Origin of the sequence: Microbacterium bovistercoris, from assembly GCF_003387575.1 — a bacterium.
GTDB classification, from domain to species: domain Bacteria; phylum Actinomycetota; class Actinomycetes; order Actinomycetales; family Microbacteriaceae; genus Microbacterium; species Microbacterium bovistercoris.
This window is the reverse complement of sequence record NZ_QUAB01000039.1, coordinates 130,224-153,675: the sequence shown is the minus strand read 5'-3', so window position 1 is coordinate 153,675 and position 23,452 is coordinate 130,224. Positions and strand designations below refer to the sequence as shown.

24 protein-coding genes and 2 tRNA genes are annotated in these 23,452 nt (G+C 69.7%); 10 read left to right on the top strand and 16 right to left on the bottom strand.

The annotated features are described in order from the left end of the window. Position 1: 1 nt before the first annotated feature. A complete protein-coding gene (locus tag DY023_RS08315) occupies positions 2 to 520 on the bottom strand; it encodes a CGNR zinc finger domain-containing protein (protein WP_116241863.1) in 519 nt (172 codons plus the stop codon). Between the two features lie 25 nt (positions 521 to 545). Here DY023_RS08315 and DY023_RS08310 point away from each other — a divergent pair, with 25 nt between their 5' ends. After that, positions 546 to 761, top strand: a complete 216-nt coding sequence (locus tag DY023_RS08310; protein WP_116241862.1) for a hypothetical protein — start codon at positions 546 to 548, stop codon at positions 759 to 761. An 8-nt stretch (positions 762 to 769) separates the two neighbouring features. Here the strand turns inward: DY023_RS08310 and DY023_RS08305 are convergent, their stop codons facing one another. Beyond that, positions 770 to 1,417 carry an IMPACT family protein gene (locus DY023_RS08305; protein WP_116241861.1) on the bottom strand — a complete coding sequence of 216 codons (648 nt, stop codon included), beginning with the start codon at positions 1,415 to 1,417 and terminating at the stop codon, positions 770 to 772. Between the two features lie 63 nt (positions 1,418 to 1,480). On the opposite strand from DY023_RS08305, the gene DY023_RS08300 reads away from it, so the two are divergent. Genes DY023_RS08300 through DY023_RS08290 form a run of 3 tightly spaced genes read left to right on the top strand, consistent with a single transcriptional unit; the run spans position 1,481 to position 4,324 of the window. Further along, positions 1,481 to 2,158 carry a response regulator transcription factor gene (locus DY023_RS08300; protein WP_116241860.1) on the top strand — a complete coding sequence of 226 codons (678 nt, stop codon included), beginning with the start codon at positions 1,481 to 1,483 and terminating at the stop codon, positions 2,156 to 2,158. Position 2,159: 1 nt separating this feature from the next. Continuing rightward, on the top strand, positions 2,160 to 3,503 hold the full coding sequence (locus DY023_RS08295) for a sensor histidine kinase (RefSeq protein ID WP_116241859.1): 1,344 nt from the start codon (positions 2,160 to 2,162) through the stop codon (positions 3,501 to 3,503). 56 nt (positions 3,504 to 3,559) lie between these two features. Then, on the top strand, positions 3,560 to 4,324 hold the full coding sequence (locus DY023_RS08290) for a hypothetical protein (RefSeq protein WP_116241858.1): 765 nt from the start codon (positions 3,560 to 3,562) through the stop codon (positions 4,322 to 4,324). Between the two features lie 4 nt (positions 4,325 to 4,328). Here DY023_RS08290 and DY023_RS08285 read toward each other — a convergent pair whose 3' ends face one another. The 12 genes from DY023_RS08285 to DY023_RS08230 all read right to left on the bottom strand — a co-directional run bounded on the left by DY023_RS08285 (position 4,329) and on the right by DY023_RS08230 (position 15,104). Continuing rightward, positions 4,329 to 4,856 carry a DUF1697 domain-containing protein gene (locus DY023_RS08285; RefSeq protein WP_245958632.1) on the bottom strand — a complete coding sequence of 176 codons (528 nt, stop codon included), beginning with the start codon at positions 4,854 to 4,856 and terminating at the stop codon, positions 4,329 to 4,331. Continuing rightward, the gene (locus tag DY023_RS08280; RefSeq protein ID WP_116241857.1) at positions 4,853 to 5,431 is read right to left on the bottom strand and encodes an isochorismatase family protein; all 579 of its coding nucleotides are present in this window, start codon (positions 5,429 to 5,431) and stop codon (positions 4,853 to 4,855) included. The genes DY023_RS08285 and DY023_RS08280 overlap by 4 nt, the downstream gene beginning before the upstream one ends. A 74-nt stretch (positions 5,432 to 5,505) precedes the next feature. After that, a tRNA-Thr gene (locus DY023_RS08275) sits at positions 5,506 to 5,577 on the bottom strand. Between the two features lie 60 nt (positions 5,578 to 5,637). Beyond that, positions 5,638 to 7,191, bottom strand: a complete 1,554-nt coding sequence (locus tag DY023_RS08270; RefSeq protein WP_425453441.1) for an alpha/beta hydrolase — start codon at positions 7,189 to 7,191, stop codon at positions 5,638 to 5,640. Beyond that, complete coding sequence (locus DY023_RS08265) at positions 7,188 to 8,345, bottom strand: DNA polymerase III subunit delta' (RefSeq protein ID WP_116241856.1); 1,158 nt, start codon at positions 8,343 to 8,345, stop codon at positions 7,188 to 7,190. The genes DY023_RS08270 and DY023_RS08265 overlap by 4 nt, the downstream gene beginning before the upstream one ends. Positions 8,346 to 8,724: 379 nt before the next feature. Further along, positions 8,725 to 9,345 carry a dTMP kinase gene (tmk, locus tag DY023_RS08260; RefSeq protein WP_116241855.1) on the bottom strand — a complete coding sequence of 207 codons (621 nt, stop codon included), beginning with the start codon at positions 9,343 to 9,345 and terminating at the stop codon, positions 8,725 to 8,727. Continuing rightward, on the bottom strand, positions 9,342 to 12,176 hold the full coding sequence (gene topA, locus DY023_RS08255) for a type I DNA topoisomerase (protein ID WP_116241854.1): 2,835 nt from the start codon (positions 12,174 to 12,176) through the stop codon (positions 9,342 to 9,344). The genes tmk and topA overlap by 4 nt, the downstream gene beginning before the upstream one ends. Before the next feature lie 80 nt (positions 12,177 to 12,256). Then, positions 12,257 to 12,586, bottom strand: coding sequence for an Rv3654c family TadE-like protein (locus DY023_RS08250; RefSeq protein WP_116241853.1), 330 nt, complete (start codon positions 12,584 to 12,586; stop codon positions 12,257 to 12,259). A gap of 13 nt (positions 12,587 to 12,599) precedes the next feature. Next, complete coding sequence (locus DY023_RS08245; RefSeq protein ID WP_116241852.1) at positions 12,600 to 12,953, bottom strand: TadE family type IV pilus minor pilin; 354 nt, start codon at positions 12,951 to 12,953, stop codon at positions 12,600 to 12,602. Beyond that, entirely contained in the window at positions 12,953 to 13,156 is a 204-nt protein-coding gene (locus tag DY023_RS08240) for a DUF4244 domain-containing protein (protein WP_116241851.1), read from the bottom strand. The genes DY023_RS08245 and DY023_RS08240 overlap by 1 nt, the downstream gene beginning before the upstream one ends. A gap of 44 nt (positions 13,157 to 13,200) precedes the next feature. Beyond that, positions 13,201 to 14,109, bottom strand: a complete 909-nt coding sequence (locus DY023_RS08235; RefSeq protein WP_245958631.1) for a type II secretion system F family protein — start codon at positions 14,107 to 14,109, stop codon at positions 13,201 to 13,203. After that, positions 14,103 to 15,104, bottom strand: coding sequence for a TadA family conjugal transfer-associated ATPase (locus DY023_RS08230; protein ID WP_116241850.1), 1,002 nt, complete (start codon positions 15,102 to 15,104; stop codon positions 14,103 to 14,105). Before DY023_RS08230 ends, DY023_RS08235 begins: the two co-directional genes overlap by 7 nt. Positions 15,105 to 15,477: 373 nt before the next feature. Between DY023_RS08230 and acs the strand changes: the two genes are divergently transcribed. Continuing rightward, positions 15,478 to 17,448, top strand: a complete 1,971-nt coding sequence (gene acs / locus DY023_RS08225) for an acetate--CoA ligase (RefSeq protein ID WP_116241849.1) — start codon at positions 15,478 to 15,480, stop codon at positions 17,446 to 17,448. A gap of 71 nt (positions 17,449 to 17,519) precedes the next feature. Here the strand turns inward: acs and DY023_RS08220 are convergent, their stop codons facing one another. Both DY023_RS08220 and sp36 read right to left on the bottom strand, forming a co-directional pair. Then, the gene (locus tag DY023_RS08220; protein WP_116241848.1) at positions 17,520 to 17,978 is read right to left on the bottom strand and encodes a RidA family protein; all 459 of its coding nucleotides are present in this window, start codon (positions 17,976 to 17,978) and stop codon (positions 17,520 to 17,522) included. 4 nt (positions 17,979 to 17,982) lie between these two features. After that, positions 17,983 to 18,201, bottom strand: coding sequence for a Sp36 family protein (gene sp36, locus DY023_RS08215; protein ID WP_116241847.1), 219 nt, complete (start codon positions 18,199 to 18,201; stop codon positions 17,983 to 17,985). A 79-nt stretch (positions 18,202 to 18,280) separates the two neighbouring features. Here sp36 and DY023_RS08210 point away from each other — a divergent pair, with 79 nt between their 5' ends. The 5 genes from DY023_RS08210 to DY023_RS08190 all read left to right on the top strand — a co-directional run bounded on the left by DY023_RS08210 (position 18,281) and on the right by DY023_RS08190 (position 23,428). Further along, positions 18,281 to 20,920 carry a transglycosylase domain-containing protein gene (locus DY023_RS08210; protein WP_116241846.1) on the top strand — a complete coding sequence of 880 codons (2,640 nt, stop codon included), beginning with the start codon at positions 18,281 to 18,283 and terminating at the stop codon, positions 20,918 to 20,920. Next, positions 20,917 to 21,858 carry a metallophosphoesterase gene (locus DY023_RS08205; RefSeq protein WP_181905773.1) on the top strand — a complete coding sequence of 314 codons (942 nt, stop codon included), beginning with the start codon at positions 20,917 to 20,919 and terminating at the stop codon, positions 21,856 to 21,858. Before DY023_RS08210 ends, DY023_RS08205 begins: the two co-directional genes overlap by 4 nt. A gap of 38 nt (positions 21,859 to 21,896) precedes the next feature. Further along, positions 21,897 to 21,973, top strand: a tRNA-Pro gene (locus tag DY023_RS08200). Positions 21,974 to 22,217: 244 nt separating this feature from the next. Then, a complete protein-coding gene (locus DY023_RS08195) occupies positions 22,218 to 22,667 on the top strand; it encodes a VanZ family protein (RefSeq protein ID WP_181905772.1) in 450 nt (149 codons plus the stop codon). Continuing rightward, on the top strand, positions 22,664 to 23,428 hold the full coding sequence (locus DY023_RS08190) for an HAD-IIB family hydrolase (RefSeq protein ID WP_116241844.1): 765 nt from the start codon (positions 22,664 to 22,666) through the stop codon (positions 23,426 to 23,428). The genes DY023_RS08195 and DY023_RS08190 overlap by 4 nt, the downstream gene beginning before the upstream one ends. Positions 23,429 to 23,452 lie beyond the last annotated feature (24 nt).

Here is a 23,452-nt window from a genome sequence, read left to right as displayed (position 1 = left end):
CTCAGGGCTGCCGGGCCCGGTGCCGTCGCACGGCGTCCCGGTTCGCGCACCGCACCGAGCAGTAGCGCTGTCTGCCGTTGCGGGTGACGTCGACGACGACACGGCGGCAGGGAGCCGCCGCACAGCGACCGAGCCTCCCCATGCCCCGGCCCGCCAGGTGCAGCGCGGTGCCCACGCTGAACACCGCCCCGAGCACGAGCGGCAGCGTCGCCGCATCGTCGCGGTAGTGCAGATGCCATCCCTCGCCGTCGTGATCGGTGAGCTGCGGGTAGGCGCCCCGAGCGGCCATCTGCCCGTTCAGGAGGCGTGCGCGTTCCGCAGCCGTGTCCGCGTCGACGACGCGCAGCCACTCGTCCAGCACCGCCCGCGTGGCCGCATGGTCATCGTCCGCGACGGAGAACACCATCGTCATCCCGAACTCGCGGGTTCGCTCCTCGATCCCGCCCCGGGTCTCCGGCCAGTCGTTCGCGAGCGAGGCCGCGAGCAGCACGGCGTACTCGCCGTAAGGGTTGAGATGCATAAGAGCATTACATCATCGTGGAGACATGACCGCATCCCGCACCGCATCCGCACCCGCTCCAGCCCGGCCGCACCGCCACGAGCACGGCTGGATCACGGAGTCGCGGCACCCCACGTCGGAGGGCGTGATCGTCTACGTGCGGTGTGCGGAATGCGGCATCCGGCGGGTCGATCTGATCCCCCTCTGCGGCCTCTCGCAGGCGGCCGCGAGCCGCCCCGCGCCGTCTCCGCCCACCGCATGAGCGCCGCGTCAGCGCGGGACGTCGATCACGCGCGAGGCGCCGGTGACGAGCGGATGCCACACTCCGGCCGACATCGCGGCGACGTCGGCCTCGAAAGCCGGGAGCTCCCCGGCCGGCGCCCACACCTCGAAGACCGCATCGGCGGAGTACGTGGTCTCGCCGAGCACCGCGCCATGCTCCGCGACCCAGTCGCGCACGGCGTTGTCGAAGCGACCCGCGTCCATGTGCGGGACGGCGACGGTGGCCTGCGAGAGCAGCATCCGGTCCCGCAGCACGGCGAGATCGAGTGCCTCCGACACTGCGGACGAGTAGGCGCGCACAAGGCCTCCTGCGCCGAGTTTCACTCCGCCGAAGTAGCGGGTGACCACGGCGACCACGTCGGTCAGCTCGCGGCGGCGCAGCACTTCGAGCATCGGCATGCCCGCGGTTCCGGACGGCTCGCCGTCGTCCGATGAACGGGCGCGGTCACCCCGGAGCCCTGTGACCTGCGCGGAGCAGTTGTGCCGGGCGTCCCAGTACTGCTTCTTGATCGCGGCGATGACCTCATCCGCCTGCTCCGGTGATGCCACCGGTGCGACGTGCGCGAGGAATCGCGACTTCTTGATGACGAGCTCGTGATCGACCGCGGTCGCGATGGTGGCGGGATACTCGGTCACCCGCTCAGCGTATCGACCGTGGATTTCAGTTGCGCTTCAGCCTGCAGCCGCGAGACTGGTCGGATGCGTATCCTGCTTGTCGATGACGAGGTCCGGCTCGCCGACGGCATCCGCCGCGGCCTGGAGGCCGAAGGGATGGTGGTCAGGGTCGCGCACGACGGGATGTCGGGGCTCGATGCCGCCAGGGACGACGACTACGACGTGATCGTGCTGGATGTGATGATGCCCGGGATGAGCGGTTACCGGGTCTGCCAGACGCTGCGTGCCGAGGGCGATTGGACCCCGGTGCTCTTCCTCACCGCCAAGGACGGCGAGTGGGACGAGGTCGAGGGTCTGGACACCGGCGGCGATGACTGGCTGACCAAGCCCTTCTCGTACCCGGTGCTCGTGGCCCGGCTTCGGGCGCTCGTGCGCCGGGGCGGCAGAGAGCGGCCCGCCGTTCTCGAAGCGGGTGATCTGAGGCTGGACCCCGCCGCACGACGCGTGTTCCGCGGCGAGAGCGAGGTGACGCTCACGGCACGCGAGCTGGCCGTACTCGACTTCCTGCTGCGTCGACGCGGTGAGGTGGTCACCAAGCGCGAGATCATCGCGAACGTCTGGGGAGACGACTTCGACGGCGACGCCAACATCGTGGAGGTGTACATCGGGCACCTGCGCGGCAAGGTCGACCGCCCGTTCGGCCGTGCTGCGATAGAGACCGTGCGCGGCGCGGGATACCGCCTCGCGGCGATGGGCGGCTGAGGTGACGGCTGCGAAGAGGCGGCTCTCACGGTCGATCCGCGCGAGGATCACACTCGGCGCCCTGATCGTCGTGGCCCTCGCCCTCACCCTCGGATCGGTCGTGGCGGTGCGCATCATGGAAGGCTCGCTCACCGAGGGCGTCGCCGTCGCACTGGAGCAGAACCTGAAGACCATCGCCGAACAGGTCGATCGGGATCCGTCCGCGGTCAAGGACCTCGACGGCGACGTGCTCGTGCGTCTCGACCCGGCCGGTGCCGAGGGCGGCCAGGGATCGGACGATGACGACGACGAGGATGACGACGAGACCAACGACGATGACGCCGCCGGACTCCCCACCGCCGCGGAGTCCGATCCGGCGCGGGTCGTCATCGACGGCGACTCCTACCTCGTGGCGTCCGAGCAGACGGATGCCGGGCTGCTGACCGTCGCGCAGCCGCTGGAGCACGTCGACGATGCGGTCTCGACCGCGACCGGCCTGCTCTGGTTCGCCGTGCCTCTGGTGCTGGTGCTGATCGGCGGGGTGCTGTGGGTCGTCACCGGTCGCGCCCTCGCGCCGGTCGAGCGGCTGCGCCGGCAGGTCGACGGCATCGACGCGACCGATCTGGATCAGCGGCTCGACACCGGCCGCGGCGACGAGCTGAGCGCCCTGGCTGGTACCATGAACGGCCTGCTGGACCGCATCCAGGCCGCGCAGCTCACGCAGCGCCGCTTCGTGAGCGATGCCTCGCACGAGCTGCGCTCCCCGCTTGCGACGATGCGACAGCACGCCGAACTCGCCGAGGCGCATCCCGAGGCGACCTCGCTCGAAGCGCTGAGCGACGTCGTCCTCGCCGAGGGGCTGCGGATGCAGGAACTCGTCGAGGGTCTGCTGCTGCTGGCGCACCTGGACGAGCGGCGGGAGCGCGCGGTCGCCCCGGTCGATCTCGATGATCTCGTGCTCACCGAGGTCAGGAGGCTGCGGGGCACGGGCATCACCGTCGACGCCGGAGGAATCGGGCCGGGCCGCGTGATCGGCGATCAGTCGCTCCTCGGCAGGGTCGTGCGCAACCTGGCGGACAACGCGGCCCGTCATGCACGCACCCGGGTCACGATCCGGGTGATGACGCAGGCTGAACGTGTGCTGCTGCAGGTGCAGGACGACGGCAGCGGCATTCCCCAGGCCGACCGAGCGCGCGTGTTCGACCGCTTCGTGCGGCTGGACGAGGGACGCGCCCGCGACGAGGGTGGAAGCGGGCTGGGGCTGGCGATCGTCGCCGAGGTGATCCGCGCGCACGGCGGGACCGTGACGGTGACGGATGCTGCGGATGGCGGCGCCCTGTTCACGGTGGATCTTCCCGCGGCCTGAAGAAGTCTTCAGGATGCTTCAGGATCGGTTCACCCCCACTCGGAGAGGCTTGAGTCATGGATACCGAGAAGAACACCCCGCAGGACGAGACCCCGACCGCCCGCATGGCCGAGCAGCCGGCGGATGCCGCGAACGCGACCGCGTCGGCGCAGAAGCCGAAGCGCCGACCGGGACGGATCGCCCTGATCGCGGGCGCCGCAGCCGTGGCCCTGGTGGCCGTCGGCGGAGGCGCCTACGCCGTCACCGGCGGCTTCGACGACGATCGCGGGTCGCAGGGAGCGTTCGCCGCGGATCACGACGACGCGGATGATGCGCACGACGCGGACGACGACGGGCGGGACGACACGACCGACGACGACGGGCGGGACGACAAGACCGACGACGACGGGCGGGACGACGACGGCGACGGTTCGCAGGCACCCGCGGATGCCGCCTCGCTCCGCGCGGCCGCAGAGAGCGCCATCGCCGAGACGGGTGCGCAGGGCGCGACCTCGATCGAGGCCGAGCACGGTGGCTACGAAGTGGAGCTGCGCCGTGCCGACGGCATCGAACTGGACGCGTTCGTCGCCACGGACGGCACGGTGCGCGTGGCCTCCGATGACGACGACGACCGGTCCGATGACGCGCTCATCGACCTGCATCTGCTCTCCACCGTCACCGATGCGGCCGTGGCGGCCGCGGGCGGAACCGTGGAGAAGGTGTCGACGACCTCGCAGTCCGGCGTCGTCTACGAGGTCGAACTGCGCACGACGGACGGGCGCGACGCAGAGGTCCTGCTCGACGCGGATGCCGTGGTGGTCGCCACCGACCTCGACGACTGAGCGTCTAGGCCGTGAGCTCTGCGAGCGTGCGCACCGTGCGGAGGTTCCGTGCGGTGCCCGCGACGCCGAGAGCACGGTCCAGTACGGCTCCGGTGAGCTTCGTGGACTGCACGCCGCCGGAGCCGTAGTCGATCCAGAGCTCGTCGCCGACGAGGGCGATCCGCTCACTCGGCTGCAGCCGTGGCGTCAGCGCCTCCACTGCCCCGGCCGCGGCAGAGCCGTCGAGGAACATCACGTGCAGCATCTTCTCGGATGCCGCATCCGGGAACGGGTTCTCCGCGAGTGCCGCGACCAGTTCCTCGTGACTGCGCTGCACCACGGGGGTGTCGACCTCGAACTCCTTGGCGATCAGCCTCCGTACCGCCTGCGGGTCGACAGGGAGGTCGCAGATGACGTTGCCGCTGGCGATATAGGTCTTCACGTTCTGCTGACCGAGCCGATCGGCGAGAAGCGCGCGAAGCTCGGCCATCGGCACCTTGTTCCTGCCGCCGACGTTCACGGCGCGCAGCAGCAGCGCACAGCGCCCGGTCACGCGCCCGCCTCGGCGAGAGCCGCCCCGGCGTGTGCGAGCTCGGCCAGCGCCGCGGCGCTGGATTCCTCTCCCACGCCCGCGACGAGATCGGTGAGGATGCGCACGTGCACGCCGTGCGCGACGGCGTCGAGCGCGGATGCCCGGACGCAGTGGTCCGTGGCGATGCCGACCACGTCGGCCTCGACGATGCCGTGCGCGGTGAGGATCTCCGCGACCGTGGCCCCGGCGTCGGCCGTGCCCTCGAACATCGAGTAAGCAGGGCGCCCCTGCCCCTTGCGCACATGGTGGGTGATCGCCGAGGTCTGCAGCAGCGGATCGTACTCCGCGCCCTCCGTCCCCGCCACGCAGTGCACGGGCCAGGTGTCGACGTAGTCGGGCTCCACGGCGAAGTGCCCGCCGTTGTCCCCCTCGGGGTCGTGCCAGTCGCGCGACGCGATGATCACGTCGTAATCAGCGGCGCGCTCGTCGAGCAGGCGCGAGATGCCGGACGCGACGGCGTCACCGCCCGCGACCGCGAGGGCTCCGCCCTCGGTGAAGTCGTTCTGCACGTCGACGATGAGAAGTGCTCTGGCCATGTTCAGAGCCTACGCCGGGGCGGCGCGGCCGGTACGACGAAGGCCCGGGATGCTGCATCCCGGGCCTTCTGCTGAGCCACCTGTCAGATTTGAACTGACGACCTGTTCTTTACGAGGGAACTGCTCTACCCCTGAGCTAAGGTGGCCTGCGCCGCGAACCGCGGCACGATCAACGATCTTACCCTGCCCGCGGCGTCACTGCGAAATCAGCCGCAGCGCAGTCCGTCCTCGGGCACCGTGTCATCGAGGAGGAACGACTCCACCGCGTCGTCGACGCAGGAATTCCCCTTGTTGTAGCCGGTGTGCCCCTCGCCCACTCGGGTGATCAGCACGCCGTGCTCGAGCTGGTCGGCGAGCGACACCGACCACTCGTAGGGCGTCGCAGGGTCGTTGGTCGTCCCGACCACGAGGATCGGTCCCGAGCCCGGCGCAGCGATCTTCTCTCGCGCTCCGGTAGCCGGGTAGGGCCACTGCAGGCAGGGGTCGGGGGCGTTCCAGTAGGGCGCGAAGGTCGGTGCGCCCTTCTCGATCTTCAAGCGCGCGGCCGCCTCTGCGGCGGGGTCTGTCTCGACCGGGTAGTCCATGCAGTTGTAGGCGTTGAACGCCTCGGTCTGGTTGTCCTCGTACGTACCGTCTTCGAGTCGACCGTTGTATGCGTCGGCGAGGAAGAACAGCTGCGTGGGGTCGCCCTGCAGCGCACCGCTGAGCGCCTGGCTGAGAAACTCCCAGTAGTCCTGGGAGTAGAGCGCCTGGATGATGCCGGTGAGCATGGTGTCGGCGCCCATGAGACGTCCGTCGCCGCCCTTCAGCGGGTTGCGGTCGACGGCGGCCAGCAAGGCCGAGAGGTCGGCTCGTGCTTCGTCGACGGTGCCGTTGAACGGGCACTCGCTGCCGGAGACGCAGTCCTCGAGGTAGGCGGTGAGCGCCGATTCGAATCCGAGCGCCTGGGTGGTGCCGACCTCGAGGCCCGGCACCGACGGGTCGATGGCGCCGTCCAGCACGAGGTGCGTGGCCCGTTCCGGGTAGAGCTTCGCGTAGGTGGCGCCGAGGAACGTGCCGTAGGAGTAGCCCAGGTAGTTGAGCTCGGTGTCGCCCAGCACAGCCCGGAGCAGGTCCATGTCGCGGGCCGAGTTGACGGTCGTGACGAACGGCAGGATGCCGCCCGAGTTCTCATCGCAGGCGGCACCGAACTTCTTGTTGCGCACGTCCAGCTCCGCCTCCCACGCCGGTGTGTTTCGGGGCGACTTCGGGATGCCGTACAGGTACTGGTCCATCTGCTCGGCGTCGTAGCAGGTCACCGCCGTCGACTCGCCCACTCCGCGCGGATCGAAACCGATCACATCGAAGGACTCGATGAGGTCGGGACCCACGGCGTAGTCCAGGCTGTCCCGCACGAAGCCCTTGCCGCTCGCGCCGGGCCCGCCGGGGTTCAGCAGCAGCGAACCCTTCGCGGTGCCGCCGGCGCGGTGCCGCACGACCGCGAGCTCGATCTCTCCGGCGCCCGGGTTCTCCCAGTCCAGCGGTGCCGTGATGTCGGCGCAGTCGAACGACGGGCCGCAGTCGCTCCAGTCGATCTCCTGTCCGTAGAACGGCAGCAGGTCCTCGGAGACGCCGGAGGTGTCGGGCGCCTTCGAGGCCGCCGGGGCGGACTCCTCGGGGATCATCGAGTACAGGCATCCGCTCAGCATGAGTGCCGCGGCGGCGGTGCCGGCCACGACGGCGGCGATCCGGCGCAGCCGGGAGGTCGTTCGGTTGTTCACGGTGTCCTTCCACTCGCGACTGTCACGAGAAGGCTCTCCAGTGCGAGCAGCGGGGCGACGTTGCGCTCCAGCGACTCGCGGGTGTCGGCCAGGTGGTCGAGCACGATCAGCGTGCGCTCGATCGGCCACGACTCGGCGACGGCGCGCAGCTCGCCCTCGAGTTCGCGATTGATGAGGTCGTCGCCGCGTCCGTACTGCAGCATGATGACGTCGCGGAACATCGACTGCAGATCGGTGAGCACCCGGTCGATACCGTCGCGCAGGCTGCGCGTGGCCCGCTTCTTCTGGTCGTCCTCGAGAGCGGAGATCTGGGTGCGCAGCGCAGGCGGCACGGCCTGCCCCTCGGCGATGCCGACGGTGCGCAGCAGCGCGGCGCGCTCTGCAGCATCCCGCTCGGCCGTGAGCGCCTTGGCGTCGTCGGTGGCGGCCTGGATGACACGGCCGGCGACATCGACCGCGTCGCGCACACCGCGCACGCCGAGCACCGCCCGCAGCGTCTCGTCGCGGCGGCGTCGTGCCGCCTCGTCGGTGGCGAGGCGCTGCGCCATGCCGATGTGCCGTTGGGCGTGGCGGGCCGCCTGCTCGGCGATGAGCTCGTCCACGCCGGTGCGCTCGGTGATCAGGCGTGCGACGTCGGCCGCATCCGGTTCGCGCAGGCGCAGCGCCCGTACGCGGGAGCGGATGGTGGGCAGCAGGTCGGCCTCGCTGGGCGCACAGAGCACCCAGACCGTCTGCTCCGGCGGCTCTTCGAGCGCCTTCAGCAGCACGTTCGAGGTGCGTTCGACCATGCGATCGGCGTCCTCGACGACGATCACGCGATAGCGCCCGGCGGACGGCGCGAAGTACGAGCGGGCGACGAGCTCGCGCGCCTCCTTGATCGTGATGAGCACCTTCTCGGTGCGCAGCACGGTGACGTCGGGATGCGTGCCGGCGAGCACCTGGCGCATCGTGTTCTCGTCGTCGGGGCCGTCCGCGATGAGCGCGGCGGCGAAGGCGTACGCGAGGGTGGAGCGCCCGGATCCGGGCGGTCCGGTGAGCAGCCAGGCATGCGAGAGCGCGGCAGGATCGGATGCGGCCTGACGCAGCGTCTCGACGGCGGCATCCTGCCCCCAGACGTCCGTCCACGGGAACGGGGCGAGCGTCGTGGAGGTCATGGGCTCCAGCCTAATCGGAGGGTACGACGCCCGCCCGTCAGAGCGGCCCGAGTACGCTCGCGCTACACAATCCCGCTCGCGCTACGCGAATACGCGCCGCGCGAGCACCGAACAGTAGCGCGACCCAGATGGGAAGCCAAGAACTGCAGCGCGAACCGAGAACTGCAGCGCGAGCAGACGGGCACCCCGCACAGGTTCCCGCCCCGCACAGGTTCCCGCCCCGCACAGGTTCCCGCCGCCCCCGACGGGCAAGCCCCCTCGCGCTACACAATCCCGCTCGCGCCACGCAAATACGCGCCGCGCGAGCACGGAACAGTAGCGCTACCCAGATCGGAAGCCGAGAACTGCAGCGCGAACCGAGAGCAGCGGCGCCCGGCTGTCAGAGCAGGGGCTCCACGCGGTCGCGGATCTGGGCGGCGATCTCGTGCGCGGGAAGCGCCGCGTCGACGACGAGGAAGCGCTCGGGCTCCGCATCCGCCAGTGCGAGATACGCCTCGCGCACGCGGGTGTGGAACTCCTCCTTCTCGGTCTCCAGGCGGTCGAAGGGCTTGTCGTCGGCGTCAAGGCGCAGGCGGGCCGCCGCGGGATCGAGGTCGAGCAGCACCGTCAGATCGGGCAGCGCTCCCTCGGTCGCCCACAGCGACAGGTCGCGCACCTCGGCGCCGTCGAGAACGCGGCCCGCTCCCTGGTACGCGACGGACGAGTCGAGGTACCGGTCCTGGATGACGACCTCACCACGTGCCAGCGCCGGCCGGACGACCGTCGCCACGTGGTGCGCACGGTCGGCCGCGTACAGCAGCGCTTCAGCCCGTGGGGCGATGTCGCCGCGGTGATGCAGCACGATGTCGCGAATCAACCGACCTACCTCGGAACCTCCCGGTTCACGGGTATGCCGCACGCTGCGCCCGCCCGAGCCGAGCCAGGTCGAGAGCAGCTCGGACTGCGTGGTCTTCCCCGAGCCGTCACCGCCCTCGAACGTGATCCATAGCCCTGAGGTCACGAGTTCTTCTTCGCCGCGTTGGCCGCACGCGTCGCCGCAGCCTTCTTCGCCGCCGCCGAGCGGGCTGCGGCCTTCTCAGCCTCTGACTTCGCGGGAGCTTTCTTGGCCGCAGGCTTCTTGGCGGGCGCTTTCTTCGCAGGAGCCTTCTTCGCGCCGCGCTTCGGAGCCGGCCCCTTGGCGCGCTTGTCGGCGAGCATCTGCACGGCGACCTCGAAGGTGATGTCGCTCGGCTGCTGACCGCGCGGGATCGTCACGTTCGTCTCGCCATCGGTGACGTACGGGCCGAACCGGCCGTCGCGGATGCGGATCGGCTTGCCGCTGACCGGGTCGGCCTCGAACTCGGCGATCGCACTGGACGCCCGGCGCGAACCAGCGCCGTACTTCGGCTGCGCGTAGATCGCCAGTGCCTCGTCGAGGGTGATGTCGAAGATCTGCTGCTCGTTCTCGAGGGACCGGGAGTCGGCGCCCTTCTTCAGGTACGGGCCGTACCGGCCGTTCTGCGCGGTGATCTCCTCACCGGACTCGGGATCGGCGCCGACCACCCGGGGCAGGCTCAGCAGCTTCAGCGCGGTGTCGAGGTCGATCGTGTCGACGGCCATCGAGCGGAACAGCGACCCGGTGCGCGGCTTCGGCGCAGCCTCCTTCTTGGCCTTCTTCTTCGGCTTCGCGTCGTCGACGACTTCGCCGGTGGTCTCGTCGACGGCGGCATCCTCGGCGACAGGATCGTTCTCCTGCACATAGGGACCGAACCGGCCGTCCTTGACGACGATGATCTTGCCGTTCTCGGGGTTCTCGCCCAGCACACGATCGCCGGCGACCGGGGCATCGACGAGCTCCTGCGCCTTGGCTGCGGTGAGCTCGTCGGGTGCCAGGTCCTCCGGCACGTTCACGATGCGCGGCTTCGCCTCGGGGTTCGCCGGGTCGACGACCTCGAGATAGGGACCGTACTTGCCGAACCGCAGCGTCACATTCTCGGCGATCGGCGTGGAGTTCAGCGCGCGGGCGTCGATCTCTCCGAGGTTGTCGACGATCTGGCGCAGACCGACATGCTCGTTCGAACCGAAGTAGAACGAGTTCAGCCACTCGGCCCGCTTCTGCTCGCCGCGGGCGATCGCGTCGAGGTCGTCCTCCAGCGCGGCCGTGAAGTCGTAGTCGATCAGCTCGGCGAAGTGCTGCTCGAGCAGCCGCACCACGCTGAACGCCATCCAGGTGGGCACGAGCGCCTGCCCGCGCTTGGTCGCGTAGCCGCGGTCAATGACGGTGCCGATGATGCTGGCGAACGTCGAGGGGCGGCCGATGCCGTGCTCCTCGAGGGCCTTGACGAGGGATGCCTCGGTGTAGCGAGGCTTGGGGCTGGTGCGGTGCCCCTTGGCCTCGGACTCGGCCATGCCGAGCTCGTCGCCGACGGCGACGGCCGGCAGCGACTGGTTCTCCGCGGCGTCCTGGGAGTTGCGCTTCTCGTCGCGTCCCTCCTCATAGGCCTCCAGGAAGCCCTTGAAGGTGTAGACCGTGCCGGAGGCGGTGAACTCGACGCGCTTGCCTGCAGCATCCGCCGCGAGCGTGACCGTGGTGGTCTCGTACTTCGCGTCGGACATCTGGCTGGCGACGGTGCGCTTCCAGATCAGGTCGTACAGGCGCTGCTCGTCGCGGTCCAGCTGCGAGGAGACGGAAGCCGGAGTGCGGAAGGTCTCACCCGACGGACGGATGGCCTCGTGCGCCTCCTGCGCATTCTTGCTCTTGGACTTGTACACGCGCGGCTTGAGCGGCACGGCGGCGTCGCCGTAGAGCGCGACGGCCTGGTTGCGCGCGGCCTGGACGGCCTGCGTGCTCAGCGCCGTCGAGTCGGTGCGCATGTAAGTGATGTAGCCCTTCTCGTACAGGCGCTGGGCGGTGCTCATCGCCTGCTTCGCGCTCATCGAGAGCTTGCGTCCGGCCTCCTGCTGCATGGTGGAGGTGGTGAACGGGGCGTAGGGGCTGCGGGTGCCGGGCTTGGCCTCGACCTTGGTGACGGTCGCGCGCGCCGCGGCATCCACGGCGGCGGCGATCTCGGCCGCCTGCTTCTCGCTGAGGACGACGACGGCCTTCTTCAGCTTTCCGGCGTCGTCGAAGTCGGTGCCGCGGGCGAGCTGGCCGCCGTCGACGCGCACCAGGCGCACGCGGAACCCTTCGTCTCGCTGCGCTCGCTCAGGGACCGAAACGAATGCGGTCGACTCGACATCCCAGTACTCGGCCGAAGTGAACGCCATGCGCTCACGCTCCCGGTCGACGATCATGCGGGTGGCGGCGGACTGCACGCGGCCGGCGGACAGGCCCGTCTTGACCTTGTACCAGAGCACCGGAGACACGTCCCAGCCGTAGAGGCGGTCGAGGATGCGTCGGGTCTCCTGCGCGTCGACGAGCGCGAGATCGAGCTCGCGCGTCTTGCCGACGGCCTCCTGGATGGCGTCCTTGGTGATCTCGTGGAAGACCATCCGCTTGACGGGCACCTTGGGCTTGAGCGTCTCGAGAAGGTGCCACGCGATGGCCTCGCCCTCGCGGTCCTCATCAGTGGCGAGCAGGAGCTCGTCGGCGGACTTCAGCGCGCGCTTGAGCTCGGCGACGGTCTTCGTCTTGCGATCCGAGACGACGTAGTACGGGTCGAAGCCGTGCTCGACATCGATCGAGTACTTGCCGTACGCCTGCTTGTCGGCAGCGGGGATGTCCTTCTTGTCGGCGAGGTCGCGGATGTGACCCACCGAGCTGAGCACCTCGTAGCCGTCGCCGAGGTACCCCTGAATAGACCGCATCTTCGTCGGAGACTCGACGATGACGAGCTTCTTGCCTTCAGCCAAGGGTGCGTCCTTTCTTCGAAGCACACCATACACACCGCGTTCGTGTCGTGAACACAGCGTCGATGAGGGGAGTTCCGCAGTCACGTCCCGTCGGGTGGCCCTGCTCGGGCCCGGGAGACGGCGGCGAGACCAGCGTACGCCGCCTGGACCTGCACGGTCGCCACCAGCCCCTCGACGGAGCATTCCGTGACGGATGCGCCGGAGGCCGCAGCCACCCGTTCGGCGACGACGCAGGGATCGTCGGCGGAGGGCACCGCGCCGGATGCCGTGTCGGCGGCGGCAAGCGCGGCGGCGTCCGCCGCGCTCGCCACCCGCTGTGCGGTGACGGATGCTCCGCCCACTGCGGCCAGGCCGAGAGCGAGCGTCGCCGTGACGGCGAGCACTCCGGTCGCGAAAGCTGTTCCAGCCATGGGTTTCCTCCCCTCAGAGCCCGCCGCTCAGCGCGCAGCTCGACGCCCGCAGCGGCACCGAGACGACCCGTCCGATCGCGAGGGCCGCGGTCGCCGTGACGCAGATCAGGTCCCCGCGCTGCTCGGATGCCGCGGCGGCACCGTCGACGGCGCCGCTGACAGCGCCGAACGCCCGGCCTTCGCTCTCCCCGCGGCCGAGCAGCCGTGCAGCGTCGGCTGTGGCATCCTGCAGGGCGACCTGGCGGGCGGCGGCTGAGAGTGCGCCGACGCCCAGCATCAGCACCAGGAGCACGGCGGGAACGGCCACGGCGAGTTCCGCCGCGACAGAGCCGTGCTCGTCCGGCATCCGCCGCCCGCGCGATCGCATCACGACACCGTGAGTGCCCGACGCACGAGATCGGTGAGGATCCCGCGCACCTCGTCCGAGCGCATGATGACGACGAGCAATCCGGCGAAGGCCACAGCCGCCATCGTGGTGATCGCGTACTCCGCGGTCGCCGCGCCGGACTCGTCGGTGAACAGCGACGCGGCTCTGCCCCTGGTCAGATCGGGGATCGGGTTCTCGGTCATTTCCTTCTTCTTCCTCTCGGCGGACGCCCGTTGCGCCCGGACGTTCAGATCGGCAGCGGCGTCGAGGTGAGCACGCTGAGCATGAGCGGGGCGACGCCGAGCAGCAGGAACGCCGGCAGGGTGCACGCACCCAGTGGGAGGAGCAGCCGGGACGAGAGCCGCGCGGCGCGCAGCCGCCCCTGCACCCTGGCCTCCTGGCGCTGCTGCGCGGCGGACGCCCGCAGGAGCTCGCCGGCGGGTACTCCGGCGGAGCGCGAAAGCTCGAGCACGGAAGCGGTGCGGTCGGCGTCGTCGCCGAGCGACGCGGGGCTGCGTTCCACCAACTGCAGCGCCCGCGGGATCGCCGCGCCGCCGGCGAGAGCGACGGACATCAGTTCGGCGTGCATCCCCGGTGTGCCGGCGGACGGCTGAGCGCGCCGCACGAGCGCCGCCGTCCACCCTCGCGCAGCGAGCACGAGGAGCACACCTGCGATCACGCATCCCGCGCCGAACGGGTTCGTCATCAGCACTCCGATCGTGTCGAAGCCGAGCGCGAGCCCGAGAAGCAGTCCGGCGAACGGCAGCCACAGCAGCAGCCGGGCGGTGCCGGTCGGCTCGGCAAGCGCGATCCGCACGTCGTCGGCCGCCGTGGCCGCATCCTGCAGGGACTCGGAGAGGGACCGGAGCACCTCCGCGAGCGGGGCACCGACGGTCGTCGCGATCTCCCAGGCGGCGGCGACATCCGCCCACGCCCCGCCCTCCGCGGCGATCTCCGTGACGAGCTCGCCGCCCTCGTCGCAGCGCGCGATCACCCGCTCGGCGTGGCCGTCGCCGGACTCGGCGAGATGGCGCCACGCCGTCATCGGCCGGGCGCCCGCCTGCAGCAGCACGGCGAGCGTGCGCACGGCCGCGGCCGCCTGTGCGGCCTCGACTCCGGCATCCTCCGTGCCGCGACGCCGCGAAGACCTCACCACGGCTGCACCTCATCGATGCCGAGTCGCTCGCCGTCGAGCATGAAGCGGCCCGTCTGCACGACCCGCCTGGTGCCGTCGGGGCGGCGGGCGAGATGCACCACGACGGTGAAGGCACTCACGACCTGGCGCGCCAGCGCCGGCGCATCCATCCCGGCCAGCGCGCCGAGCGCCTCCAGCCGGGCAGGCACGTCGGCGAGTCCGCTGGCATGCAGCGTGCCTGCGCCACCGTCGTGCCCGGTGTTCAACGCCGTGAGCAGATCGCGCACCTCTTCGCCGCGGCACTCCCCCACGACGAGCCGGTCCGGCCGCATCCGCAACGACTCGCGCACGAGCATCGCGAGCGTGATCCGGCCGGCGCCCTCGAGATTCGCCTGCCTGGCCTCGAGCGCGACGTGGTGCGGATGCGGAGGACGCAGCTCCGCGACGTCCTCGATGGTGACGATGCGCTCGGCCTCCGGCACCGCGGCCAGCATCGCGGAGAGGAGGGTCGTCTTCCCCGTTCCGGTCCCGCCGGTGATGAGCACGTTGGCACGCTCCGCGACGAGGGTGCGCAGCCACGCGTGCTGTGCGGCGTCGAAGGCGCCGAGCGCGGCCAGCGCGCCGAGGTCGGCGGCGCGCACCCGCGGCACGCGGATCGAGAGCGCGGTTCCCGACGTCGACACCGGCGCCAGCACCGCGTGCACCCGGATGCCGGAGTCGAGGCGCACATCGACGCAGGGCGCCCTGTCGTCGAGGTGCCTGCCGCCGAGGCCCACCAGCGCCACAGCGAGGTCGCGCACCTCGCGCTCGGATGCCCGCCATTCGGGAACCCGCTCGGCGCCGTGCCCTCGGTCGACGAAGAGTCCGCTCGCGCCGTTGACGAAGATGTCGGTGACCCGCTCGTCCGCGCAGTGCTCGGCGAGTGCGCCGAAGGCCGGATCGACCTGCAACGGCGAGGCCGGAGCGCCGGATGCCGCCGCTGCACGGCGGGGGCGGAGCACGAACGGATCGGTCATGCCGACGACGTTAGAAGCGCCGGCGGACGCTCCAACGACTCAAACCCGCGTCCTGTGCAGAAGAGGCGGCGAGGCTCGACTGTGGAGGGCTTCTGCCGCGGATATGCGGGAGCGCTCCCAAAATGGAGGGCGGCATCTCACGGGGGGAATGAGATGCCGCCCAGAGCGCGCCGCTGAATCGGGGGTATCGGGCGCGCTGAAGCCGGAATACGATTTCGGCTGAGCAAGAGTGTACGCAAGGTAGGTGCCCTCACAAAACCCGGGCGCAATACCGACTTTCGGCAGTAGGCCGTGTCGGGTGCCGAGGATAGATTCGCCGTGTCACGGTCGTGTCCCTGCACGACCCCACCATCCGCGCAAAGGAGCGAGCGCCATGAGCAGCCAGATCGATCATCTTCTCAACGAGTCTCGGCAGTTCCCGCCCTCGCCCGAGTTCGTCGCACAGTCCATCGACGACCCCGCTCTCTACGAGCGTGCGGCCGCCGACCGCGAGGGATTCTGGGCCGACCAGTCGCGCGAACTGCTGCACTGGCACAAGCCCTTCACCGAGGTGCTGGACTGGACGAACCCGCCGTTCGCGAAGTGGTTCGGCGACGGTGAGCTGAACGTCGCCTACAACTGCCTGGACCGGCACGTCGAGGCCGGCATCGGCGACCGCGTCGCCATCCACTGGGAGGGCGAGCCGGGAGACTCCCGCAGCATCACCTATGCCGAGCTCACCGATGAGGTCAAGCGCACCGCGAACGTCCTGGCGGACCTCGGCGTCGGCCAGGGCGACCGCGTCGCAATCTACCTCCCGATGATCCCGGAGGCCGTGATCTCGATGCTCGCGGTCGCCCGCCTCGGCGCGATCCACTCCGTCGTCTTCGGCGGCTTCAGCGCCGACAGCCTGCGATCGCGCATCGACGACGCCGGTGCGAAGGTGGTCATCACCGCCGACGGCGGCTACCGCAAGGGCAGGGTGTCGGCGCTCAAGCCCGCCGTCGACCAGTCGCTGGCCGACCGCAACGGTGAAGGCGAGCAGCAGACCGTCGAGCATGTGCTCGTCGTGAAGCGCGGCGGCAACGACGTGGAGTGGACCGAGGGCCGCGACATCTGGTGGCACGATGTCGTGCCCGCGGCATCCGCCGAGCACGAGGCGCAGGCGTTCGGATCCGAGAACCCGCTGTTCATCCTCTACACCTCGGGTACGACGGGCAAGCCGAAGGGCATCCTGCACACCTCGGGTGGCTATCTGACGCAGGCCGCGTACACCCACAAGTACGTCTTCGACCTGCACCCCGAGACCGACGTCTACTGGTGCACGGCCGACATCGGCTGGATCACCGGACACTCCTACGTCACTTACGGCCCGCTCGCCAACGGCGCGACGCAGCTGATGTACGAGGGCACGCCGGATGCGCCGCACCCCGGCCGCTGGTGGGAGCTGATCCAGAAGTACGGCGTCACCATCCTGTACACCGCCCCCACCGCGATCCGCTCGTTCATGAAGATCGGCCGCCAGGTACCGAACCAGTTCGATCTGTCCACCCTGCGCCTGCTCGGCTCGGTGGGCGAGCCCATCAACCCCGAGGCGTGGATGTGGTACCGCGAGGTCATCGGCGGCGGGCAGGCCCCGATCGTCGACACGTGGTGGCAGACCGAGACCGGCGGGATCATGGTCTCGCCGCTGCCCGGCATCACCGCCGCGAAGCCGGGCTCCGCCCAGGTGCCGCTGCCCGGCATCTCGATCGACGTGGTCGACGAGCAGGGCAACGAGGTCGAGTCCGGCAACGGCGGGCTGCTCGCGATCACGAAGCCCTGGCCCGCGATGCTGCGCGGAGTGTGGGGCGACCCCGAGCGGTTCAAGGAGACCTACTGGGAGAAGTTCGAGGAGCAGGGCTTCTACTTCGCCGGCGACGGCGCCCGACTCGACGAGGACGGCGACCTGTGGCTGCTGGGCCGCGTCGACGACGTGATGAACGTCTCGGGCCACCGTCTCTCCACGGCCGAGATCGAGTCGTCGCTGGTCGCGCACGAGGCGACCGCCGAGGCCGCGGTCGTCGGCGCGTCCGACGAGACCACCGGTCAGGCTGTCGTGGCGTTCGTCATCCTCAAGGAGAGCTTCCTTGCCGAGCACACCCCTGAGGGGCTGGCGACCCAGCTGCGCACCTGGGTCGGTGAGCAGATCGGTCCGATCGCCCGCCCGCGCGATGTCTACATCGTGGGCGAGCTGCCGAAGACCCGGTCCGGCAAGATCATGCGCCGCCTGCTGCGCGATGTCGCCGAAGGCCGTGAGGTCGGCGACACGACGACCCTCGCCGACACCGCGGTGATGAGCATCATCTCGGCGCAGGTCAAGTAAGACGACCCTTCGACAGGCTCAGGGACCGAGCACTGGGTCGCTGAGCCTGTCGAAGCGTCTACGGCGCAGATTCAGCCGAGCAGGAACGCGACCTCGACCTCGACCGGGGAGTCCAGCGGCAGCACTGGCACGCCCACGGCGGCGCGGACGTGCTTGCCCGCGTCGCCGAAGATCTCGCCGAGCACCTCGCTGGCTCCGTTCGCGACGGCGGGCTGACCGGTGAAGGACGGGTCGGATGCCACGAAGGCGCCGAGCCGGAGCACGCCGACGATCCGGTCGACGCCGCCTGCGGCATCCGCGGCGGCGGCGAGAGCGTTCAGCGCGCAGATGCGCGCATAGCCCTTGGCGTCCTCCGCCTCGACGCCGGCGCCGACCTTGCCGGTGGCGGGCAGCGCACCGCTCTCGAACGGCAGCTGACCGGAGGTGTAGACGACGTCCCCGTGCACGGTGGCGGGCACATAGGCGGCGACGGGTGCGGCGACGGCGGGCAGCTCGATGCCGAGCTCGGCCAGACGTGCGGTCGTGCTCATCGGATCAGTTCCCTTCGAACTGGCGGGCGGCCTCGGCCGCAGCGGCGAGGCCGGCGTTCTGCGCGCCAGACTCCTGGACGGGGCGCTTGAAGTAGGCGACGAGTCCGCCCTCGGGGCCGGTGACGACCTGCACGAGTTCCCAGCCCTGCTTGCCCCAGTTGTTGAGGATCGCCGCCGTGTTGTGGATCAGCAGCGGGGTGGTCAGATACTCCCACGTGGTCATGGCACTCCTGTGCGTCAGCAGGCCGAGAAGGGCCTGGCGTTCGGGCTTTCGTTCAGGGAACTCCCCTACCATCAAGCGTATGCCCCAAACGAAACGCACGGTGAAGGGTGTGCTCGGAGGACTGCTCGGCCTGGTGGGCCTGAGCGCGGTCGCCGGGCTCCTGGTCACCGCGACGGTCACCCCTGCGATCGCCATGGCCGGGTACACCGGCTCGCAGGCGCTGACCCTTTTCGACGAGCTGCCGAGCTACCTGAAGCCGTCCGAGCCGATGGCTCCGACGACCATCTACGCGAACGACACGAACGGCAAGCCGTTCAAGCTCGCCACGTTCTACGAGCAGAACCGCACTCCGATCACGTTCAGCCAGCTCTCGCCGACCCTGGTCGACGCGGTGCTGTCCAGCGAGGACAAGAACTTCTATTCCCATGGCGGCGTGAACCTGCTGCAGACGGTGAAGGCGGCGGTCGAGAACGTCACCGACACCTCGTCGCGCGGTGCGTCGACGATCACCCAGCAGTACGTGAAGAACGTGCTCATCCAGCAGTGCGAGCAGGATGTCCCGCCCGAGGACGATCACTACGAAGACAAGATGCAGCAGTGCTTCATGGATGCGGCGCAGGCGAAGGGCTCCGCGGGCATCCAGCGCAAGCTGCAGGAGATGCGCTACGCCCTCCAGGTCGAGAAGGACTACTCGAAGAACGACATCCTGCTCGGGTACCTGAACGTGTCGAACTTCGGCGGCACCACCTACGGCATCGAGGCCGCAGCGCAGCGCTACTTCAGCACCTCCGCGTCGAAGGTCACCCTGGTTCAGGCCGCGACCCTCGCCGGCATGGTGCAGGAGCCCAACCTGCTGCGCATCGACCGGCCGGGCGGAACCTGGACCAAGACGGTCGACGGCCAGGAGGTCGGGCAGAACAGCGAGGCCGACGGCTACGCGACGACGAAGGACCGTCGTGACTACGTGCTCGGCCAGATGTACAGGAACGGCCAGATCACGAAGGCGCAGTACGACGAGGCCAAGGCCACGCCGGTCACGCCCCAGCTGTCGAACACCTCGCAGGGCTGCTCGACCGCCGGCGACAACGCCTACTTCTGCAAGTACGTGCAGAGCGTGCTCAAGAGCGACCCCGCGTTCGGCGCCACGAAGGAAGAGCGCGAAGCGAACCTGAAGCGCGGCGGAATGTCGGTGTACACGACGCTGGACATGCGCCTGCAGGGTCCCGCCATCAAGGCTGTGCACGACCGCGTGCCCGCGACGATGGCCGGCATCGCCCTCGGCGGCGCCGGCGTGTCCGTCGAGGCCACCACCGGGCGCGTCCTCGCGATGGCGCAGAACACCTCCTTCAGCGAGTCGGCGGATGCCTCCCTGGCCAAGGGCCAGTCCTCCCAGGTGTTCGCCGCCGACAGCAAGCACGGCGGCGGTATCGGCTTCCAGGTCGGTTCGACCTACAAGCTCTTCACGCTGATCGACTGGCTCGAGAAGGGCCACTCCGTCAACGAGGTGCTCGACGGCACCACCGGCGCCGTCTTCGGAACGTACAAGCGCGATGGCTGTGGCGGCAATTACACACTGCCCCGCCAGTCCGACAGGGCCATCGGAAACTCCGGCGGCAACCGCGGCTACACCGGCAGTGTGATGCGGTTCACCGCAGCGTCGCTGAACTCCGGATTCCTCGCGATGGCGAAGCAGCTGAACCTGTGCGACATCAACGAGGTGGCGAAGCGGATGGGCGTGCACCTCGGCAGCATGCACGACGTCACCGTGCAGGACAACAAGTACAACCCCGGTGCGAACGACCCGTTCCCCTCGGTGCTCGGTTCGAAGAACATCGCACCGCTCCAGATCGCCGGCGCGTACGCGACCGTCGCCAACAAGGGCAAGTACTGCGAGCCCCGCGTGATCGACAAGGTCATCGGCCAGGACGGCAAGGAGATCGCTCCGCCGAAGCAGTCCTGCACGCAGGTGATCTCGCCCGAGGTCGCGGCGACCGCCGCCCACGCCCTGCGTGGTGTGATGGACGGCGGCACGGGTGGCCGCGCCAACCCCCGCAACGGCGTCCAGCTGATCGGCAAGACCGGTACCGCCGAGAAGGCGCACACCATGCTCGTCGAGTCGAGCACGCGCGTGGCGACCGCGGTCTGGGTCGGAAACGTCACCGGTGACGAGCGGCTGAGCAGGAAGTCGTACAAGGGCATCCAGCTGAACAACATCCGTTACCCGATGGCGAAGGCGATCCAGGGCGCCGCGAACGACATCTACGGCGGGGACGCGTTCCCGAGCCCGGACAAGAACCTCACCCGCAAGGTGGTCAAGGACCTGCCGAACGTGGTCGGCATGACCGTCGACGCCGCGACGAAGACGCTGGAGGACGCCGGGTTCCAGGTGAGCGTGGGACCGGCCGTGGACAGCAACCAGCCCGCAGGCATCGTGGCCGCTCAGGCCCCGGGAGCGGGGCAGGTCGCGGCCGGCACGACCGTGACGATCTCGCCGAGCACCGGTAAGCAGGCGGTGACCGGCATCCCGGTACCCGACGTGACCGGGAAGTCCGCTGCGGAGGCGATCATCCAACTCAACGGCGCCGGATTCTCGAACATCGACTGGGGCGGCAGGTGCCAGCCCAGCTCGCAGGTGTCCGAGACCGATCCGCCGGCCGGGACGATCGCTCAAGCCGACCAGCGGATCAAGCTGGAGTGTGAGAACGGCAACGGCCGTTGACCTCTCGTGACATCCACCCGGCCCTCATCGCGCTCGGCGCGGTGGGGGCCGTCGGCGTCGCGGCCGCCACCTGGGGCATCGGGATCGAGCGCTACCTGTTCACGGTGCGCACCGCAACGGTTCCGGTGCTCTCCCCCGGATCCGCACCGATCCGCGTGCTGCACCTGTCCGACGCGCACATGGCGCCCTGGCAGCAGCGCAAGCAGCAGTGGCTCGCATCGCTCGCTTCGCTCGAGCCCGACCTGGTTGTGAACACCGGCGACAACCTCGGTCATGTCGACGGTCTGGCCGGCATCCGGCGCGCGTTCGCGCCGCTGGCCGGCATCCCCGGCGTCTTCGTGCACGGCTCGAACGACGTGCAGGCTCCCGCGCCGCGCAATCCGTTCAAGTACTTCATGGGTCCCTCGAAGCACCACACCGCGGTGCCGAGCCTGGACACCGCGGCGATGGATGCCTACTTCACCGAGGAACTGGGCTGGACCGACCTGAACAACACCGCCGCGCGCCTCACGGTCGCGGGTCGCAGCGTCGACTTCTTCGGCGTCGACGACCCGCATCGCGGGTGGGACCGACTGGCGGACCTGCCCGAGCGGATCGCCGCTCTCGGTCCCCGGGACGCGGGCGCACCCGTGCTCGGGGTCGCGCACGCGCCGTATCAGCGCGTGCTCAACGAGTTCATCGATCTCGGCGCCGACATGCTCATCGCGGGGCACACGCATGGCGGGCAGGTCTGCCTGCCCGGATACGGCACGATCGTCGCGAACTGCGACATCCCGCTGAAACAGGCGAAAGGCTTGAGCACGTGGTCGCACGGCGGCCGTTCAGTGCCGCTGAACGTCAGCGCGGGCTGCGGCACGTCGATCTACGCACCGGTGCGCTTCGCCTGCCGCCCGGAGGCCTCGCTGCTGACGCTCGTGGCGGCGCCCTCGATTCGGTAACAGCGCCGGTTCCATGTAGACTCGAACAGTTGCAAAAACGGGGTGTGGCGCAGTTTGGTAGCGCGCGTCGTTCGGGACGACGAGGTCGCAGGTTCAAATCCTGTCACCCCGACCAGCACGCAAAAGGGACCAGCCGGAGGCTGGTCCCTTTTGCGTGCTGAGCCGGCGTGACAGGCGGGGCCCCGCGGCGCAGGAGGCTCCGCGCGCCGCTTCCCCGCACAACGCGACATTCCCGCCTGCGAGCGGCGCGTGGAGGGCGCCGTGGGGACGCACCCCGTCGTGACATGCCTCGCAGGCGATGCCGCGAAGCAGCAGCGCCGTCCCAGCCCCTTCGCCGCTCCCCGCGATACCTTCGGAACATGCCCCGCCGATCCGTCACGACAGCCCTCGTCATCGGCATCCCGTTCCTCGTGATCCTGCTCGTGCTGACCATCTCCCCGCAGCCGTTGCAGGACCGCTTCCCCGTCTTCCTCGATCACGTGCTGGACCTCGGCCGGAACACCCTCGGCTGGAGCTGGCTGGGCTTCACCGCGCTCGAGAAGATCGCGAATGTGCTGGTCTTCATCCCGGTCGGCGTGCTCGCGGCCCTGATCGTCCCGCTCCGACTCTGGCCCCTGGCGCTGCTGGCCGGCCCGGCCTTCTCAGCAGTCATCGAGATCGTTCAGGGCCTCGCTCTCTCGCATCGCTCGGCGACACTCAGTGACCTCGCGCTGAACACGCTCGGCGCGACCGTCGGGGCCGGCATCACCCTCACCGCACGAGCCCTGCACAGATCCCGGCAGCACGGCTCGTCTAAGCTGGAGGGATGACTGCGCCCCGCCTTGTCGCGTTCGACCTCGACGACACGCTTGCCCCCTCGAAGGGCGCGATCGATCCTCGCATCGCCGATCTGCTGCGTGCACTCATGCACCGCGTCGAGGTCGCCATCATCTCCGGCGGCAACGAGGAGCAGTTCCGCAGTCAGGTGATCGCACAGCTCGGCGAAACCGAGGCCGAGGACCTCGCTCGTCTGCACCTGCTGCCCACCTGCGGCACCCGTTATCTCCGCCACGACGGCAAGGACTTCGCTCCGCTGTACGCGCACGACCTGACGTCCGACGAGCGGGATGCCGCGCTGGAGGCGCTCCGCGAGGAAGCCGAGCGTCTCGGCCTCTGGGCGCCTGATCCCTGGGGCGACATCCTCGAGGACCGCGGTTCGCAGATCACCTTCTCGGCGCTCGGGCAGCGCGCACCGCGCGAGGCGAAGGTCGCCTGGGACCAGGACGGCGCGAAGCGCGCCGCCCTTCGTGACGCGGTCGCCGCTCGCCTGCCCGGCTTGGAGGTGCGCTCCGGCGGGTCCACGTCGATCGACATCACCCGCGCCGGCATCGACAAGGCCTACGGCATGCGACAGCTCGCCGAGCTCACCGGCATCCCGCTCACCGACATGCTCTTCTACGGCGACCGTCTGGACGAGGGCGGCAACGACTACCCCGTGCTCGCGATCGGCGTGCCCTGCATCGCCGTGGACGGCTGGGAGGACACCGCCGACAAACTCGACGAGCTGCTGACTGCCCTGACTAGCCGTTGAGCGTCCCGCCCCGCGGGTCCTGAG